At 31.2% G+C, this 19141-nt stretch carries 12 protein-coding genes and 2 rRNA genes (1 of these 14 cut by a window edge); 1 reads left to right on the plus strand and 13 read right to left on the minus strand.

All coding sequences use genetic code 11. The annotated features are described in order from the left end of the window. Positions 1-14: 14 nt before the first annotated feature. The 9 genes from ACYQ1U_RS05785 to ACYQ1U_RS05825 are packed head-to-tail and all read right to left on the minus strand — an operon-like array spanning position 15 to position 9574. The gene (locus tag ACYQ1U_RS05785; protein ID WP_459885261.1) at positions 15-365 is read right to left on the minus strand and encodes a rhodanese-like domain-containing protein; all 351 of its coding nucleotides are present in this window, start codon (positions 363-365) and stop codon (positions 15-17) included. Beyond that, on the minus strand, positions 365-1492 hold the full coding sequence (locus ACYQ1U_RS05790; RefSeq protein WP_459885264.1) for a DegT/DnrJ/EryC1/StrS family aminotransferase: 1128 nt from the start codon (positions 1490-1492) through the stop codon (positions 365-367). Before ACYQ1U_RS05790 ends, ACYQ1U_RS05785 begins: the two co-directional genes overlap by 1 nt. Further along, on the minus strand, positions 1485-1952 hold the full coding sequence (locus ACYQ1U_RS05795; RefSeq protein WP_459885267.1) for an acyltransferase: 468 nt from the start codon (positions 1950-1952) through the stop codon (positions 1485-1487). The genes ACYQ1U_RS05790 and ACYQ1U_RS05795 overlap by 8 nt, the downstream gene beginning before the upstream one ends. Then, a complete protein-coding gene (locus tag ACYQ1U_RS05800) occupies positions 1933-2991 on the minus strand; it encodes a DUF354 domain-containing protein (protein WP_459885270.1) in 1059 nt (352 codons plus the stop codon). The genes ACYQ1U_RS05795 and ACYQ1U_RS05800 overlap by 20 nt, the downstream gene beginning before the upstream one ends. Further along, on the minus strand, positions 2988-4025 hold the full coding sequence (locus tag ACYQ1U_RS05805) for a Gfo/Idh/MocA family protein (protein WP_459885273.1): 1038 nt from the start codon (positions 4023-4025) through the stop codon (positions 2988-2990). Before ACYQ1U_RS05805 ends, ACYQ1U_RS05800 begins: the two co-directional genes overlap by 4 nt. Next, positions 4003-5013 carry a class I SAM-dependent methyltransferase gene (locus ACYQ1U_RS05810; RefSeq protein WP_459885276.1) on the minus strand — a complete coding sequence of 337 codons (1011 nt, stop codon included), beginning with the start codon at positions 5011-5013 and terminating at the stop codon, positions 4003-4005. The genes ACYQ1U_RS05805 and ACYQ1U_RS05810 overlap by 23 nt, the downstream gene beginning before the upstream one ends. Further along, a complete protein-coding gene (asnB, locus tag ACYQ1U_RS05815) occupies positions 5004-6623 on the minus strand; it encodes an asparagine synthase (glutamine-hydrolyzing) (protein ID WP_459885279.1) in 1620 nt (539 codons plus the stop codon). The genes ACYQ1U_RS05810 and asnB overlap by 10 nt, the downstream gene beginning before the upstream one ends. Continuing rightward, positions 6623-7642: a sulfotransferase gene (locus ACYQ1U_RS05820; protein ID WP_459885282.1), complete on the minus strand. Its 1020-nt coding sequence runs from the start codon at positions 7640-7642 to the stop codon at positions 6623-6625. The genes asnB and ACYQ1U_RS05820 overlap by 1 nt, the downstream gene beginning before the upstream one ends. Before the next feature lie 48 nt (positions 7643-7690). Beyond that, positions 7691-9574: a hypothetical protein gene (locus tag ACYQ1U_RS05825; protein ID WP_459885285.1), complete on the minus strand. Its 1884-nt coding sequence runs from the start codon at positions 9572-9574 to the stop codon at positions 7691-7693. Positions 9575-9658: 84 nt separating this feature from the next. On the opposite strand from ACYQ1U_RS05825, the gene ACYQ1U_RS05830 reads away from it, so the two are divergent. After that, positions 9659-11566, plus strand: a complete 1908-nt coding sequence (locus ACYQ1U_RS05830) for a motility associated factor glycosyltransferase family protein (protein WP_459885288.1) — start codon at positions 9659-9661, stop codon at positions 11564-11566. A 50-nt stretch (positions 11567-11616) separates the two neighbouring features. On the opposite strand, the gene ACYQ1U_RS05835 is transcribed toward ACYQ1U_RS05830, so the two are convergent. The 4 genes from ACYQ1U_RS05835 to ACYQ1U_RS05850 form a co-directional block, all read right to left on the minus strand. Then, the gene (locus ACYQ1U_RS05835) at positions 11617-13170 is read right to left on the minus strand and encodes a flagellin A (protein WP_459885291.1); all 1554 of its coding nucleotides are present in this window, start codon (positions 13168-13170) and stop codon (positions 11617-11619) included. Positions 13171-14299: 1129 nt separating this feature from the next. Next, positions 14300-15850, minus strand: a complete 1551-nt coding sequence (locus ACYQ1U_RS05840) for a flagellin A (RefSeq protein ID WP_459885294.1) — start codon at positions 15848-15850, stop codon at positions 14300-14302. Positions 15851-16401: 551 nt separating this feature from the next. Beyond that, positions 16402-16518: ribosomal RNA gene (rrf, locus tag ACYQ1U_RS05845) — 5S ribosomal RNA — on the minus strand. Between the two features lie 49 nt (positions 16519-16567). Next, positions 16568-19141 (minus strand): 23S ribosomal RNA (locus tag ACYQ1U_RS05850) (it continues 335 nt past the right edge of the window).

The raw sequence follows: 19141 nt of genomic DNA on the forward strand, positions 1-19141 counted from the left end.
TTTTACTTTTCATTTTAATCTTTTATTGGTTTATAATTTAATACTTCACTAATATAAAAAAAACCTCCCTTTAAAGCTTTTGCATTAAGTCCAACTTCTTTAGCTAGTTTTTCAGCTTCATATACTTTATCTCCTCTTAAGTCCATAATTCCATATTTTTTATTCTTATCTAGCATCATTAATTTACTTGCAAAATATTTATCAAAAGGAATATTAATAGAATTTGGATATTTTCCATAATATTCAACCTCTTCTTCATCTCTAATATCAATAATTGTTAAACTTTTAACCTCTTCATAATCAGGAAATGGGTCTTTTTTGGGTTCTACATAATTTTGTGTTTTATTCTTTAAAAAATTTAGCATCAATATCCTTTATAATTATTTACAACTTTAATTACCCTATCAACATCACTAGACTCCAAATGTTCTCCTATTGGCAAAGATACCAAAAATTTATCCTCTTTGCAAGCTTTAAATTTCTTACAATCAAAGTCTAAATGCTCATATGCTTTTAATTTAGGAAGTGCTATTGGATAGTGAATTCCTGTTTGAATACCATTTTTATTCATATAATATATAAATTTTTCCCTATTTTCTACTTGAATTACAAAAAGATGCCAAGCATGATAGATATTATCTATAACCTTTGGAAGTTTAATTAAAGGGTTTTGAATCTCACTTAAATATCTATTTGCAATCTCGTTTCTTTTCTTTAACCACTTATCTAGATATTTTAGTTTTACATCTAAAATTGCAGCTTGCATTCCATCAAGTCTTGTATTTCTACCTTCAAACTCATGATTATATTTTTCACTTCTTCCATGATTTATATATTTTCTAATTTTTTTAGCCAGTTCATCATCATTTGTAACAACTGCTCCTCCATCTCCATAAGCTCCAAGATTTTTACCAGGATAAAAACTAAAAGTAGCTACATCTCCAAAAGTTCCACACTTTTTAATACTTGGAACTTGAAACTTGGTTACTTGGCTACTTATAATTCCTGCTCCATGTGCCTGAGCACAATCTTCTATTACTTTTAAATTATACTTTTTTGCTATATCTAAAATCTTTTTCATATTTGAAGGATGTCCATAAAGATGCACAGCAATTATTGCAGAAGTTTTATCGGTTATGTTTTCCTCAATGCTTTTTGTGTTTATTTGATAGTATTTATTACAATCTACAAATCTAACTTTTAAATCATTCCTTGTAATAGCTTCAGCAGTAGCAATAAAAGTATTAGCAGGAACTATTACTTCACTACCCTTTGGCAAATCAAGCGCCCAAAGAGCAACTTCAAGTGCGTCTGTACCATTACCTACACCTATTGTGTGTTTAACTCCAATATATTTAGCAAAGTTTTCTTCAAACTCATTAACAAATTTTCCACCAACAAATGCTGAACTTTCAATAACTTCAAAAATAGCTTTATCAATTTCTTCTTTTATATTTTCATATTGTTTTTTTAGATCCAAAAATTTAATCATCAATTTCCCTTAAAAATCTTGCAGGATTTCCTGCATAAATTCCACTTTTGTTTATATCTTTTGTAACAACACTCCCAGCACCAATAACTACATTATCACAAATTTTAACTGGCAAAATTGTAGCATTACTTCCAATTGATACATTATCTCCAATAACAGTTTCTTTCCATTTACTTTTATCTCCTCCAGCAGGTTTTCCATCTTTAAACAAATCATTTACAAATATAACACTATGACCTATAAAACAACTCTCTCCAATAGTAACAAATTCACATATAAAAGTATGCGACTGAATTTTTGTATTTTTTCCAACTTTTACACCCTTTTGAATTTCACAAAAAGGGCCAACAAAAACATTGTCTTCCAAAACACACTCATACAAATTAACAGGCTTTACTATCTTAACATTTTTACCAAACTTAACATTTCGAATCTGAGCTTCATAAAATATTGGTTTCATAAAACTCCTTTATCTCTTGTGCAATGCTTTTTAAAGTACAGTCTCCTTTACAAAAAAATCTTTTATTATTAAACTTTTTACCAATATTTTTTTTAATATATCTATAAGCCGCATCAACATCATTTGTCCAAAATAACAGATTATTATCAATTAAATATTTATCATGAATTAACCAAATTGATCTCATTGAAATTGTGGGGATTCCAAAATATACAGCTTCAAGAGTCATAGTCCCCCCACCACCTACAAAAAAATCAATAAATGGATAAAACTCATCCGGATTTAATTTTTCTTCAATTACATAGGCAAAAGGAAACTCTTTTTTTAAATACTCACTCTCATATCTTGGCATTATTACAATATTAAAATCTTCATGTTTTAATTTTTTAATTAATTCATAAATAAAAGGCTTTTTCTCTTTTATATAATGAGCTTTATACTCCTCTTCTCGGATCAAAATAGTATACCTATTTGGAATATTAAATCTATTCCTAAAATTTTTGCTTTCATCTTTTTTTATATCTTTCATCCACAAACATACATCAATAAAATCATAACTTTTTGCATTTATATTATTTTTCTCAAAAATCTTTTTTGGAATTACAAATGGATAGTAAGTTTTTTGTGCAAATGGAAGAGTTAATTTTGATACAGGAGTAAGATTATAGTGAATCTTTTTATAGTTAGGTTCTAATACAATTGGAGTATCATAAAAAGTAATTATTGGAATACCAACTCCATAAGCAAATTGTGTACTATCTACAACTGCTCCATTAATTAAAAGTTTTGGGTATCCAATTTTTTCAAATAGTTCTAAAAACTCTTCCTGCCTTTTAAGTCTTGATAAAAATTTTTCTTTTTTACTACTTCCTCCATAATTGCCAACGATATGATAATTAAATCCATAACTATCTAAAATCTCTTTAACCTCTTTATAACTATCAGAATACCTTGCAGTAATTATAACCTCATCTAAATATGGAATAAGTTTTGCAAAAAAGTGAGCATATTTTGGAGTTGCAATATCAATCCAAATCATCTTCCTATTCTCGCTTTTTTTAACTCTAATTCATCAATAACAATCTCTTTATTCTTCTCAATACTCTCATACATAGCATTCATAACTTTAACTGACTTAACTCCCTCTTCCATCTCACAAATTCCCCGCTTATTAGTCTTAATTGACTCAATCACATCCTTATAAAACTCTATATGCCCATAACCATAAACATTATCTGGATTTTGAGAAAATTTTTTTACATTAATCTCTTCTTCAACCTCCCACTTTACAATCTTATTTGCAGCAAATCCACCAATTTCTACCATACCTTTACTTCCTAAAACTGAAATGCTTCCTTCAATATCTTTTGGTCTTGTAGCAGTTGTTGCTTCAAAAGTTCCAAGAGCACCACTCTTAAATCTTATTGTAGCAACTGCAGTGTCTTCTGCTTCTATTTTTGCAAAAGCATTAATACTTTTTGCATAAATACTCTCAATATCTCCTACGAGATATAATAGTAAGTCTAAATGATGAATTGCTTGATTAGCTATAACTCCTCCATCAAGTTTCCAAGTCCCTCTCCAACTATCCATATCATAATATTTCTGTGTCCTTGCCCACCTCACACGAGTAGTTGCTAAAAAAATTTCTCCTAATTTTTTACTTTCAATAATCTCTTTTAATTTTTTTATTGGTAAATTAAACCTGTTTTGCTTAACCGTAAAAATTTTAACTCCAAGTTTTTTCGCTCTATCCACCAAATCTTCCGCTTCAAAATATCTCAAAGTTATTGGTTTTTCAATAATTAAGTGCTTTTTAAACTCTAAAATATCTAATGCATGAAAATAATGCATTCCACTTGGAGTAAGAATTGAGATTATATCAATATCCTCCTTTTTTAACATCTCTTTATAATCTTTATAATATGGTACTCCAATTTTTTTTGCCCTCTCTAAATTAATATCACAAACTGCTACTAACTCTAAGTCATTCTCTTTTATTGCTTCTAAATGTTTTTTGCTTATTCTTCCACATCCAATAATTGCAATTTTAAGATTTTCTCGCAATAACACCAATACCACCTTCTAACACAACAAATTTTTCTATTTTAAATTCAGGAACATTTCTAAAAAACTCTTTAACTTCTTCTACAGAATATCTATCAGCAACATCTGGATAAAACCAATCAAACATCACATTATGATTATCTTCAAAACTCATATGTTCATTCCAAAAAAGTTTTAAAAATTTATAATAAATAAGCCTTTGTAAATTATATTTACCTTTTTTTATATCCAAATATGGTATATCTTCTGGTACTTCTATTTCATATTTATAAAACTCTTGTGCTAACTTTGTTAAAGGCTTTAAAGCTTCATCAGCCTCTTCAGGAGTTAATTGTCGCATCTTTTTTCTAATAAATTCATCAGTAAACTCTCTAATAGGTGTTGCTTTTTTATAAAAATCTACAAACAAAATACCATCTTTTTTTAAAACATCTCTAAAAACTTTCAAAGCTCCAAGTGGGTCACCTGTATGTTGAATAATTGCATGACATAACACTATATCAAAACTCTCATTCTCAAAAGGAGGATTTAATAAATTAGCTCTAAAATATTTTATATTATTAAACTTGTTTTTTAAATGTTCTCTTGCTTTGTATACTGATACTGATAAATCAGTTGCATAAACTTCCTTTGCATACTTTGCATAAATATACTCCATTCTCCCGCTACCAATTGCTGGGTCCCATACAATTTTATTTTTTATGTAGTTACTAAACTCTTCTTCATCCATCGCATATCTATCAAATAAAAGCTGTTTGGTATATTTTAAAGATCCTTCATTATGTCCTGTATTTCTTATAGTCCATTGATACCCAAAAGCTTCAATAGTATCTTTAATCTCTTTCTTATATTCCTCTTCAGTTAGAAAAAAACAATCAATTACCCCTTTATAAACTGGATACTCAACTAAACAGCTAGTGCAAATCAATTTTTCTTTATTTAAATATTTTTCAAAATCTATCTTTGAATTGCATTTCAAACATCTCATATACATTTTATTTCCTTTTTCAATTCATTAAATATTGCAAGTCTAAATTGAAACAAATTTTTCCCCCACCATTTTTTATCCGGAGCTTCAAAGCCAATTTTATCAAGTCTATAAACTATTTTTTTTGGTAAAAATTTTTTAGCAAACTCTCTTAAAAAATATTTACTAAGTCCATTCCTAAATCTATAATTTATCGGCAAATTTAAGGAAAACTCAATAATTCTATAATCTGTAAAAGGAGTTCTATTTTCAATTGAAAAAGCCATAGCATTTCTATCTTCATACCTTAAAAGTTGTGGCAAATTCAGTGAAAAAACTTCATCTTTTAAAGATTTTTTTATATTAGAAGAATACTTTTTTAAAAGTAAATCATAATTTGGTTCATAATTATTCAATAATTCTCTTAGTATCAAAAAATTTTCTTTATTATCTTTTTTTAATAGTTTTAGTTTTAAAAATTTCGGAAGCAAAAGTTTCTTTCCTATCTTCAATTCTTCTAGCGCTTTTTGTTTATAAATTTTTACTCTATTAATAAATTCTTTCTCATTTTTTGCAATAATCCTCGCAACATGATGATAATATCCTCCAAATAACTCATCAGCACCCTGTCCACTTAGCATAACTTTTACTTTTGCTTTTTTAAAAATATAATATTGATTATAAATAGAAAGACTTCTAAAAATATCAAATTGTGTTTTTATAAGTTTTCTAAATTCTTGTTTATCAAATTTTGGAGTTAAATATTTTATTTTTAAATTAAGTTTCTTTTCTAAAATTTTTATATAATAACTCTCATCAATCGTTTCATCTTCAAAAACTATACTATAAAAATCCATATCTTTTGCATAATAAGCAATTATACTACTATCAATTCCCCCACTAAGCATCGCTCCAACACGTACATCACTTCTTAGCCTAATATTAACTGCATCTTTTATTAAATGTTCAAATTCTTCTAAAGATTCTTTAAAAGATTTTATTTCTCTTTCTCTTAAGGAATACCACTTATTGATTCTTATTTTATTATTCTTTAAATTAAATTCAATATAATGACTAGGTTTTAAATTATAAATATTTTTATAAACAGTAAACTCATCATCATCATTTATTGAAAATAAAATCGCATTGCCAACTTTTTGAACATTAAATCCACTAATAAATTTCTTTAACGTTTTAATCTCACTTGCAAAAACAAATCTTTTTCCATCGAAAAAATAATAAAATGGTTTATTTCCAACTCTATCCCTTGCACAAAAGAGCTTTTTTCTTTTTTTATCATAAATACAAAATGCAAAATCTCCATTTAATTTATGTAAAAAATCCTTTCCCCACTTATCATACGCATAAAGCAAAACTTCAGTATCAGAAGTTGTTTTAAAATTATATTCATTAAGTTCTTTTTTTAATTCTAAATAGTTATAAATTTCTCCATTATAAACTAAAACATAATCTTTATAAAAAAATGGCTGTTTTGCATTAGCAAAGTCTAAAATTGATAGTCTATTATGAAAAAGAGATACAAACTTATCTTTATATTCTCCATAATCATCTGGTCCTCTATGGATTAAACTATTATCATAAAAGAAATCAAAATTTGCTCCAGCAATTCCACACATTATATTCTCTCAATCACCTTTACATAATAATCTCTATCTTCCTTAATAGCTTCTCCATGCCTCATATCATATTTCCATCTGTTAAGCATCCATTTTTTCTCAGAAATTGAAGGTTTTGGAATTTCTGTTGTTTTTATAAAGTCAATATCGTACCCAAAAAAATCACATAATTCTTTGAAACTAAATTCTCCCACATCAAAAAATTCGGCATACTTTTTTGAAATTTTCACATTCATAAGCATACCCATTTTTTCTAAATCTTCTTTTGTCACTTTCTCTAAAAGATTTGCATTCACAATTTTTCCAAAACTTTTCACATTCCACTCTTTTAATTTTATTGAACAATATTTTCTATAATTATTACTTAAATACCATTCTCTTAATTCTTCCGTAGATATAGTATAACCTATTTTTTTAAAAATATTTTTTACAGTCTCAAACGGATTTTTCACTAACTCTTCATATTTAACGACTATTACTTTTTCATTTTTCATATATTTTGCTAGTTTGGCATTATCTACAAGCCAAGTCAATAAAGAGATATAATCAGGAAAACCTCTTCTTTTTAATGATTTGTATACAAAAATTGGATTTCTTACTATTGCTATAAAAAAAGAATCAAAATGGTCTAAAAACTCTTTTATTGTATTTAAATTTTCAGGAGTTTTTTCAAATAATATGCCATTTATATCTTTTCCTCTTAAAGCTAAATATTTTAATTTAAAAATATTTACAAATTCTTTTAAACTATTTGAATTTTCTAAAATCTCTTTAAACTCTTTTAAATTAAGTCCATATTTATGCAAAAAATTAAAATAAATTTTGCCATAACTATGCAGAAAAGACAACTTAAATCCTCTATCAATATTATTTTTATAATACTCAAAGTCCCTATAAATGTTTTTATTAGCAAAAATTTTAGTCTCCTCCCCACATACACTAAAAGAAGTACTATCAAGTAAATCTGCAAGCAAAGTACTCCCACTACTTGGAACAGAACCTACCAAATAAAAATTCATCTTAAATACCTTTTATGTATCCAAATATATTTTCAACTTATTTTTATATTACAATAAATTTAAAAACTCTCCTTTGTCAAACTTATTTACAATCTTTATTCTTTTTTTAAAAATCTCTCCAACATCTTTTCTATATTTTTCATCTCTTATAAACTTGTTTGCTAATTCTACATACTCTTTTTCATCATCAGCTAATAGTTTTTTATCAGTTATTTTACTAAGAGAATTAATAAATACATCAGGATAATATTTTTTCATTCCAACAACTACTCCTCCTTTTGCCTCAAACTCATTCCTACTTTGACCTTGGAGTAAAGGAAAACTATCCAACCACACATCAATAACCCATCCAAAAATATGAGGATTAATATGACCTGTAAATATAAATCTATTTTCATCAATATTATATTTTTTCAATTTTTCTATTATTTTTTCTTTATTACCAACTCCACATGCTAAATAAATAGTATTTGGATTCTCTCTCATAATTTCAGCAACAACTTTTAAATACTCATTACTATCTATTTTTATAAGTCTTCCTATTGTTCCAAGAATTACAGTATCCTCTCCAAATTGTTTTAATAAACTTTCTTTTAAAATTTTCCCTCTTTGTTTATCTTCCTCATTCCCTACTAAAAATTCTTCAGCTATAGGTACATTAAAAATACTCCATTCAAATTCTGTGCATTCTTGAGAAAAGTGAGAAATTCTTAAATCAATGTTTTCAATTTTACTTGTGCAATTTCCATGTGACCAAAAAATTTGTTTTGGCGCACTTCTATTTGAAAAAATAAAGTTTGGTATATCATATCCAAATCCACTAATTAAATAATCAATCTTATCTTCAATGATTTTCTCTCTTAAATGAAGAGCTTTTTGTAGATGTGGATAATAATATCCATAATTTTTAAACATTTCATAATTTGAATAATATTTAATTCCCATATTTTTCAAAATATTAATCCAATATTCATCATCTTGACATTTATCAATATAATTCATAGAATACACATAAATCTCATAATTGTTTCTAAAATCCTCATTTTCAAGTAATGCTTTAAATAAAGAATAAATAACCATAAACGGAGAATTTAACACTACTCTATCAAATAAAAATCCTATTTTTTTCTTTTTTGTAGAAACTCTTTTTTTTGGTTTAGATAGGTTATACTTTTCTCCCCAATTTTTATAAAAAATACTAGCTGGTTTTTCTACTTTTTCACTAAATACTCCCCATTCATCAATCGTATGAATATTATTTCCATAAATATGATAAGTAAAAAAATGAACATACATCTCCTCTTCTATCATATCTTTTTTTATTAGTATATGAATTAAATTCACTAACTCATCAAAAATTTCAAGCCAAATTTTATTGTTAAATATACTTGGTGAGTTCCAAAGCATAGATAATCCATTAACAAAAATGCTTCTTCTCTCTATTTCAGAAAAAGTAAAGAAATCTACAATTAAACTTCTAAAAGAGTCTATTAATATTTTTTCATCTAAATAATTTTCCGTTAAAAAATTTATAAAAATTTTTACTTCTTTATTATTCATATACGCAAAATGCGATAAAGTAAGCCCTTTTCTTATATAATCAAACAATCCTTTTTTATACATTCCATTTAAAATATCTAAAATAAAAATCACATTATTTAATAAAAATTTTTCTTCTTCGCTTGCTCCATCATAAAAATATTTATTTAAAAAATTTCTTTGTTTTTCAAGATAATTATTTTTTTTAATAGAAATATTTTGAAATTTAAAAAAAAGATTAATATAATAAGAAGGAGGAATGTCTCCATCTTTAAAATATAAATCCTCTACTCTTCTTTGAATTAGACTTGCTAGTTCTTCATCAAATTTTATATTTTCTTGTATTATTTCATTTATTAAAATATCCAAATCTTCTTTATATCTAATTTCCATTATGAACCTTTTATAACTATAAGCAAAAACAATTCCATAAAATTTTATCAAAAATAACCGATATAAAAAACAAAAAGGTACAAAATGTCTATTTTTGAAAAAAATATAAAAGCTCTTTTTGATAAAAATCCAATACTTGCAAGCAAAATTTTTGGAAGTAGTAATAAAAAATTTGAAATTTTTGCTCATCAAAATGATAACGCTAATCTTAACTTTATAGATATCAAAAAAAAACTACCATTATATGAAACAATACCTCTTCAAGAAATAGAAACAAAACTAAATGAACTAAATGATAAATATAAAAACTACCCCGTTTTATTTTTTTTTGGTATAGGAAATGGTATTTTATTAAAACTACTTCTTTCTAATCCAAATAGAAAAAAAATAGTTGTAATAGAACCTGATATAGAAATACTTTATATTGTTTTAAATTTTATAGATTTTTCAGAAGAAATCTTACAGAATAGATTAATAATTTTAACAAATGAACAGTTGCAATATCCAGAAGCTCATAATATTATTTCTCACCCAGATGTAATTTTATTTGTGAGAAGTTATGAATTAATTATCAATACTCCATATTATGAAAAACTATATAAAAATGAAATATTAAGAATTAATCAAACTTTTATAAGAGCTATTAAGCAAGCTATTATAGGATTTGGAAATGATACAATAGATAACTTAATAGGAATAGAACACTCTATTCAAAATTTCCCAGAAATGCTAAAAACCCCCCCTATACAAAATTTAAAAAACAAGAAAAACTCAGATATTGCTATAATAGTAGCTACAGGTCCTTCTCTTACAAAACAATTACCTTTACTAAAAGAAATTCAAGATTATGTAACTATTATAAGTGTTGATGCGAGTATGCCTATTTTAGAAAAATGGCAAATAGTTCCAGACTTTGTAACTTCTCTTGAAAGAGTAAAAGAGACTGCAAAGTTTTTTAAATCTACTTCTAAAGAATTTCAAGAAAAATTTATCACCATCCATGCCTCTTTACAACATGAAGAAGTCTTAAAAAATTCATACTCCCCAAAAATTTTAAGTATGAGACCATTTTTATACAATAAATATTTTAACCTTCCAAAATATGGATACTTAGGAATTGGAATGAGTGCTGCTAATATGGCATATGAACTGGCTTTTATGCTTGGATTTGAAAAAATAGTTTTGATTGGTCAAGATTTAGCATATAGTGAAGATGGTAAATCTCATGCAAATGGACATGTTTATGGAGAAGATGAAGTAAAATATAAAGAAACAGACATTTTTGTAACAAAATATGGAGGAAACGGCGTAATAAGAACCACTAAAGTTTGGAATATGTTTAGAAATTTTTTTGAAAAAGATATTAGTATTTTAAATCAAAAAGGTATTATTACTATAAACGCTACTGAAGGTGGTGCAAGAATTGAAGGTGCAATTGAAATGCCTTTTAAGGAAGTTATAAATAAATATCTCCCAAAAAATAAAAAAACTAAAATAAAATTAAAATATCCTACACAAAAAAACATCGATAAAAATCTTTTAAAAGTTTACAATAAAACATTAAGAATGCTTAAAAAAGGTGAAAAAGTTCAAAAAAAGGTAGAGAAGTTATTTTTAAAAGTAGCAAAAGAATTTGATACATTAGTAGAACTAAATAAAAATAACCAACTTGATAAAATTAATTTTAATAAGCTTATAAAACTATCAGATGAAATTGATAAAATAAAATCACTTATAGAAGATAAAAGCTTTTTCAGTATGTATGGAGAAGCTATTGCTTCATATCTGATAAATAAAGAAACCGCACTAGCTCAAATCCAACTCAAAAATCCAAAAACAGATATAGAAAAAAAAGCAAAGCTTATTGATTGGATAATGAACCATAAAGATTGGTTATTCATGTTGGCGGGAATTATTAACTCTCAAAGAATAGTAATAAATAGAACTCTACCAAAACTGGAAAAAGCCCTAAAAGAAAGAAAAATTTTATAGGGCTATTACTTTATTTGTTTTTCTACGTTTTCAAAAAAACTTTTTTATTGTTATTGCAATAATTTCATTACATTTTGTTGAACAGCATTAGCTTGAGATAATGCATAGCTTCCTGATTGAGCAAGTAAGTTGTATTTTTGGAAATTAGCTGTCTCTTGAGCAAAATCTACATCTCTAATTTGACTCTCAGCTGCTTTTACATTCACTTGTGTAACTGAAATATTATTAATTGTACTCACTAACTGATTTTGAACTGAACCAATGTCAGCTCTAATTTTATCTAATATTTTAGCCGCTGATTGAGCTATATCCATCACAGCCATAGCTCCCCTTAATGTTGTAACACCAGCACCAAGTCCCTTAGCATTATCTCCTGCTATTTGATTATTAGCATTAGCTCCTATAGCACTTGCTTGGTCTGCACTAAACTCACCTTTTATTGTTCTTAGATTAATTGTAGCCTCTGCCATTTGTGATTTAAGCATTCCTATTTTACTTAAATTTCCTGCAGCCCCTCCAACACTACCTGAAATTTTTATATCTCTTGCATCAAGTCTTGTAAGTGTTAGTCTTCCTACTATTACATCACTTCCTGCCCCATTACTTACCTGAGCAAAATCTCCTTTTCCAAGAATATTTGCTCCCCCTGATGAAAATGAAGAAATATCTATAGCTCTACCATCCAAACTTCTTAGATTTAACCTTCCTTGCTCATCAATAAATGCTTCCACTCCTGTTTTATCTTTAACGGCATTAATTGAGTTAACTAAGTTACCATCACTATCTGCTTTTTGTACTGTAATATCACCTATTGTTACTCCGTTAATTGTTAAACCTTTTATCGTACCCGATTGAACTTCAGTAGAACCTGTACCTTGTACTTGCCAAGAAGCTCTAACACCTGTTAAATTACTGTTTTTATTAATTACCTCTGCTAATACCCCTATACCTGTCCCAGCACTTGTTGAAATTTTTACAGTTTCAAGTTGAATATCATTAACACCATCAGCTGCAACAAATTTTAATGCAACAGAAGTTAAAGCATTAACTCCTTGAGAAATTTCAATAATACCTTGAGTTTCAAATCTTGTATTACCTATTTTATCAGATGAAGTAGCACCAATACTTGCTTGTACAGTTTGGTTTGAATAAGCACCAATTTGGAATTTTTGATTAGTGAAACTACCACTAAGTAAGCTTTTTCCATTATATGTAGTAGTACCAGCGATATTATCAAGTTCTTCCAATAATCTAACAATATCTTCTTGAAGTGCTTTTCTGGTATCAGTTGTTTGACCATCTTGAGCTGCCTGTGTAGCTTTTACTTTAATTGTATTTAAAATTTTTACTTGCTCATCCATTGCTTTATCTGCAATCTGAAAAAGTCCAATAGCATCATTTGCGTTTCTAATTGCTTGACCTAAACTTTCAGCTTGATCTCTTAAACTATCTGCAATTTGAAGACCTGAAGCATCATCAGCCGCTTTATTAATTCTAAGCCCTGTACTTAGTTTTTCAAGAGAGTTACTCAAATTTCTATTATTTGTTACTGCAGCAGCATGCGCTGTAAGCGCAGCTACATTAGTATTTATCCTAAAACCCATATCAACTCCTTTTATTTTTAAAGGAGAAGCAAAATATGTTCCAAAAAAATAAATAATACTATTTTTTTACAAATAAAAATTTTAAAATAATATTAAGATAAAATATTGAAAATGGCACTGACTAAATGGCAATTTTATGACCTTTAAGATTAAGCTCAGCAAAAAACATAGCGAGTCTTCTATTAAGCCATTCAAAAGATTTAGCATGTGCTTTTCTCTAAGAGAATGATTGCTTCGCAACCGCTTCGCTTCATTAGTTTTCCTAACAAGATAAGACACTTTATTCCTCTTTTGAGAATTCAAATTTTCTACTAAATTTGTATATTTTGATTTCTCTTGAATTACTTTATCTTCATAAACATTTGAATATGCAAAATGACCATCTGTGTAATATCTTTCTACCTTTGGCAAATCAAAATTAAACGATAATAAACTTTCAATATCTTTTTTTTGGATAAAAAATAAAAATAAAATTTTCTTCCTGTTTTAGTAACTCCCACTGTTGTCCATACATAAACTTTATTATCTTTTTTACCATAAAAAGTATAAAGTTCATCTAAACAAAGATATGAAAACACTAAATTAGCTTTTTTCAAAAGATTTACAAATAGTTTATACAACTCTTCATACTCCATAAGTTTTTTTTAAATGATATTGAACTGTTCCTAATTCTACTCCAATAACTCTTGCTATTTTTCTTAATTCCATTTTTTCTGAGAATAATACCAATTCCAAGATGTTTAGACACTTCAGTATAATAAAATTTAGTTAATCAAATACAACCAATTAAAGCATATACTTCTATTTAAAAACTATGACTATATTAGAATTGGTATAATTTAAAAATCATTTCCTTTTGTTCTTGAGTTAATCTTTTATATTTTTTATATTTTTTCCCTTTATTAAATCCAACTTTCATAAGATTAACCTTTTTCTAAAAAAAAGCAATTTTTGTTCCTATTTAGTCAGTGCCTTGAAAATAGTAAAGTTGTAAAAGCTTTACTTACCTTTACTTGAAAAGGAGACACTTATAATAAGCAGTATGTATTATATGACTTTATAATATATAAAACTTTTTACTTTCTTTTTTAAGAATTAATATATGTAAAAGAAAAAGGCAAAAAGCCTTTTATTGAAGTAATCTCATTACATTTTGCTGAGCCGCATTAGCTTGAGATAATGCATAGCTTCCTGATTGAGCAAGTAAGTTGTATTTTTGGAAATTAGCTGTCTCTTGAGCAAAATCTACATCTCTAATTTGACTCTCAGCTGCTTTTACATTCACTTGTGTAACTGAAATATTATTAATTGTACTCACTAACTGATTTTGAACTGAACCAATGTCAGCTCTAATTTTATCAAGTAATTTCATAGCACTATCTGCAATATCCATTACAGCCATAGCTCCCCTTAATGTTGTAACACCAGCACCAAGTCCCTTAGCATTATCTCCTGCTATTTGATTATTAGCATTAGCTCCTATAGCACTTGCTTGGTCTGCACTAAACTCACCTTTTATTGTTCTTAGATTAATTGTAGCCTCTGCCATTTGTGATTTAAGCATTCCTATTTTACTTAATGCATTCGCTCCACCAACAGTTCCACTTATTCTAATATCTCTTGCATCAAGTCTTGTAAGTGTTAGTCTTCCTACTATTACATCACTTCCTGCCCCATTACTTACCTGAGCAAAATCTCCTTTTCCAAGAATATTTGCTCCCCCTGATGAAAATGAAGAAATATCTATAGCTCTACCATCCAAACTTCTTAGATTTAACCTTCCTTGCTCATCAATAAATGCTTCCACTCCTGTTTTATCTTTAACGGCATTAATTGAGTTAACTAAGTTACCATCACTATCTGCTTTTTGTACTGTAATATCACCTATTGTTACTCCGTTAATTGTTAAACCTTTTATCGTACCCGATTGAACTTCAGTAGAACCTGTACCTTGTACTTGCCAAGAAGCTCTAACACCTGTTAAATTACTGTTTTTATTAATTACCTCTGCTAATACCCCTATACCTGTCCCAGCACTTGTTGAAATTTTTACACTCTCTAATGTAATATCATTTGTACCATCTACCGATGCAAATTTTAATTTAACTTCTTCAAGTGCATTTGCACCCTGAGAAACTTTAATAACACCTTGAGTTTCAAATCTTGTACTACCTATTTTATCAGATGAAGTAGCACCAATACTTGCAGTAACTGTTTGGTTTGAATAAGCACCAATTTGGAATTTTTGATTAGTGAAACTACCACTAAGTAAGCTTTTTCCATTATATGTAGTAGTACCAGCGATATTATCAAGTTCTTCCATAAGTCTAACTATATCTTCTTGAAGTGCTTTTCTAGTATCACTTGTTTGACCATCTTGAGCTGCTTGTGTTGCTTTTACTTTAATTGTATTTAAAATTTTTACTTGCTCATCCATTGCTTTATCTGCAATTTGCATAACACCTATTGCATCATTTGCGTTTCTAATCGCTTGTCCTAAACTATCTGCTTGATCTCTTAAACTATCTGCAATTTGAAGACCTGAAGCATCATCAGCCGCTTTATTAATTCTAAGCCCTGTACTTAATTTCTCTAATGAACTGTTTAAATTTCTATTTGTAATTTGTAGTGCAGTATGTGCATTTAGTGCAGCTACATTTGTATTAATTCTTAATCCCATTTTAACTCCTTTTATTTTTTTGGTGGCTTCCTTGCCACTTCAATATAATAATCGACATTAATAAAAAATATTTAATATTAAAAATAAAATTTTAATAAAGCAAAATTTATTAAAATAATAAAAAAACTTGCCCAACCTGCGTAAGCTGGTCTGGGTAGATAATAAAAAGTTTATTGATTATACCAATTCTTAATTAGTTAGTTACTTTATAAATGTTTAAAATTTCCTTAATTTCAATACTTTTCATCATTTTCCATTGTCAATTGGTATAAATTTTATTATACTGAAGTGTCTAAACATCTTGGGATTGGTATTAGAGTATTGGGAGATAGGTATATTAGTAAAATATGTAGAATTAACAATTAGAAAAAGAGAGATATATAATAGATTAGGACAGGTAATATAATAAAATTAATTTTATAATTAAAATAATAATTAAAATAGACATTAATATGAGAGAAATAAAACAAATATCCAAGAGAAGTAAAAGATAGAGCCGATATATATAGTGCCAGACTCTTTGTTATGTTATAAAAGTTATACACTGAAAAGCGTAGCAGGGACCTACTTTCCCACATCCGTAAGGATGCAGTATCATCAGCGCTGTAGGGCTTAACTTCCTGGTTCGAAATGGTTCAGGGTGTTTCCCCTACGCTTTTCCCACTACGCTTGTCACTATATAACTAAAGTTAGCTGTTAAAAGCCTTGTCCACGCACTTACAGAAGCCAATCGGGTTATTAGTACTGGTCAGCTCAACCCCTCGCAGGGCTTACACCCCCAGCCTATCAAGCAGGTAGTCTTCCTGCACCCTTCAGGGAAGGCTCATCTTGGAGTGGGCTTCCCGCTTAGATGCTTTCAGCGGTTATCCCTTCCGTGCTTGGCTACCCAGCACTGCCCTTGGCAAGACAACTGGTACACCAGTGGCACGTCCAACCCGGTCCTCTCGTACTAGGGTCAGCTCTCCTCAGCCTTCCTACGCCCACGGCAGATAGGGACCGAACTGTCTCACGACGTTCTGAACCCAGCTCGCGTACCGCTTTAAATGGCGAACAGCCATACCCTTGGGACCTGCTCCAGCCCCAGGATGCGATGAGCCGACATCGAGGTGCCAAACCTCCCCGTCGATGTGAGCTCTCGGGGGAGATCAGCCTGTTATCCCCGGGGTACCTTTTATCCTTTGAGCGATGGCCCTTCCACTCAGAACCACCGGATCACTAAGACCGACTTTCGTCTCTGCTCGAGGTGTCTCTCTCGCAGTCAGGCTGGCTTATGCCTTTACACTCTTCTGGCGATTTCCAACCGCCATGAGCCAACCTTTGTGAGCCTCCGTTACTCTTTAGGAGGCGACCGCCCCAGTCAAACTACCCACCAGGCACTGTCCCCCATGAGGATTACTCATGCGGGTTAGTAGGCAGGATATCCAAGGGTGGTATCTCAAGGGCGGCTCCACCTGAGCTGGCGCTCAGGCTTCTAAGCCTCCCACCTATCCTGCACATGGATATCCCACCTACAATGCCAAGCTGTAGTAAAGGTCCACGGGGTCTTTCCGTCTTGCCGCGGGTAGGAGGAATTTTCACCTCCACTACAATTTCACTGGATCCCTCCCTGAGACAGCCCCTCACTCGTTACGCCATTCATGCAGGTCGGTATTTAACCGACAAGGAATTTCGCTACCTTAGGACCGTTATAGTTACGGCCGCCGTTTACCGGGGCTTCGGTTCACCGCTTCGCCTTTCGGCTAACGGATCCCCTTAACCTTCCGGCACCGGGCAGGCGTCACACCCTATACTTCCTCTTACGAGTTAGCAGAGTGCTGTGTTTTTGGTAAACAGTCGGCAAGAGCGCTGCGCTGCGACTCCTTTCGGCTCCAGGAGCTAAGTCCCTTCACCTACTCGGAGCACACCTTATCCCGAAGTTACGGTGCCAGTTTGCCGAGTTCCTTAGGGAGGGTTCTTCCACGCGCCTTAGAATACTCATCCCGCCTACCTGTGTCGGTTTACGGTACGGGCTACTAACAGCTCAAACGGCTTAGAGGCTTTTCTCGGCCCGACGGTATCACCGATTCTCTCTCCCTCCCGAAGGAGTTTGAGAGCCTGTCAGGTCTCGGAGTTTTGCTAGGCGGATTTGCCTACCTAGCCTCCTACACCCTTCGAGCCACTATTCCATCAGTGACCTCGGCTAACCCTAGGCGTCCCCCCTTCGCCTCGCTGTTAGTAGGTAACGGAATATTAACCGTTTTCCCATCGACTACGCCTTTCGGCCTCGTCTTAGGTCCCGACTAACCCTACACTGACGAGCATCGTGTAGGAAACCTTAGGCTTTCGGCGAGTGGGATTCTCACCCACTTTATCGCTACTCATGCCTGCATGCTCACTTCCTGCCGCTCCAGTGCTCCTCACCGGTACACCTTCAGCGCTGACAGGAACGCTCTCCTACCACTCCCCCTCCACAGGGAGTCTACGGCTTCGGTGTAAGCCTTTAGCCCCGTTATATTTTCGGCGCCAACCCGCTCGACCAGTGAGCTGTTACGCTTTCTTTAAAGGATGGCTGCTTCTAAGCCAACCTCCTGGTTGTCTAAGCAGGTTGACCTCCTTTTCCACTTAGGCTTAACTTTGGGACCTTAGCCGGTAGTCTGGGTTGTTCCCCTCTCGACATAGGATTTTATCACCCTACGCCTCACTCCCAGGATTCCACCATAGGTATTCGGAGTTTGACAGGGTTTGGTACAGCTGTGGGCCGCCCTAGCCCTATCAGTGCTCTACCCCCTATGGCTACCTCCTGAGGCTGCACCTAAATGCATTTCGGAGAGAACCAGCTATCACTGAGTTTGATTGGCCTTTCACCCCTATCCACAGGTCATCCGAAGGCTTTTCAACGCCTACCGGTTCGGTCCTCCAGCGGGTTTTACCCCGCCTTCAACCTGCCCATGGATAGATCACTCAGCTTCGGGTCTGCAGCCACTGACTTAACGCCCTGTTCAGACTCGCTTTCGCTTCGGCTCCGGGTCTCCCCTTAACCTCGCCAGTGACCACAACTCGCAGGCTCATTATGCAAAAGGCAGTCCGTCACCCTGTCCAAAGGACATAGGGCTCCGAATGATTGTAGGCAAGCGGTTTCAGGTTCTATTTCACTCCCCTCACTGGGGTTCTTTTCACCTTTCCCTCACGGTACTTGTGCACTATCGGTCTGGCAGGAGTATTTAGCCTTGGAAGGTGGTCCTCCCATATTCACTCAGGATTTCACGTGTCCCGAGCTACTCGCAAGGCCTCTGCTTAGTCCCACCAACAAAC

The sequence above is a fragment of the Caminibacter profundus genome (assembly GCF_054657155.1).

Coding starts and splice junctions, on each gene's coding strand:
- ACYQ1U_RS05810 (WP_459885276.1), bottom strand. CDS start 5,013: ATGTATATGAGATGTTTGAAATGCAATTCAAAGATAGATTTTGAAAAA.
- ACYQ1U_RS05840 (WP_459885294.1), bottom strand. CDS start 15,850: ATGGGATTAAGAATTAATACAAATGTAGCTGCACTAAATGCACATACT.
- ACYQ1U_RS05835 (WP_459885291.1), bottom strand. CDS start 13,170: ATGGGTTTTAGGATAAATACTAATGTAGCTGCGCTTACAGCGCATGCT.
- ACYQ1U_RS05790 (WP_459885264.1), bottom strand. CDS start 1,492: ATGATTAAATTTTTGGATCTAAAAAAACAATATGAAAATATAAAAGAA.
- ACYQ1U_RS05820 (WP_459885282.1), bottom strand. CDS start 7,642: ATGAATTTTTATTTGGTAGGTTCTGTTCCAAGTAGTGGGAGTACTTTG.
- asnB (WP_459885279.1), bottom strand. CDS start 6,623: ATGTGTGGAATTGCTGGAGCAAATTTTGATTTCTTTTATGATAATAGT.
- ACYQ1U_RS05785 (WP_459885261.1), bottom strand. CDS start 365: ATGCTAAATTTTTTAAAGAATAAAACACAAAATTATGTAGAACCCAAA.
- ACYQ1U_RS05795 (WP_459885267.1), bottom strand. CDS start 1,952: ATGAAACCAATATTTTATGAAGCTCAGATTCGAAATGTTAAGTTTGGT.
- ACYQ1U_RS05800 (WP_459885270.1), bottom strand. CDS start 2,991: ATGATTTGGATTGATATTGCAACTCCAAAATATGCTCACTTTTTTGCA.
- ACYQ1U_RS05825 (WP_459885285.1), bottom strand. CDS start 9,574: ATGGAAATTAGATATAAAGAAGATTTGGATATTTTAATAAATGAAATA.
- ACYQ1U_RS05830 (WP_459885288.1), top strand. CDS start 9,659: ATGTCTATTTTTGAAAAAAATATAAAAGCTCTTTTTGATAAAAATCCA.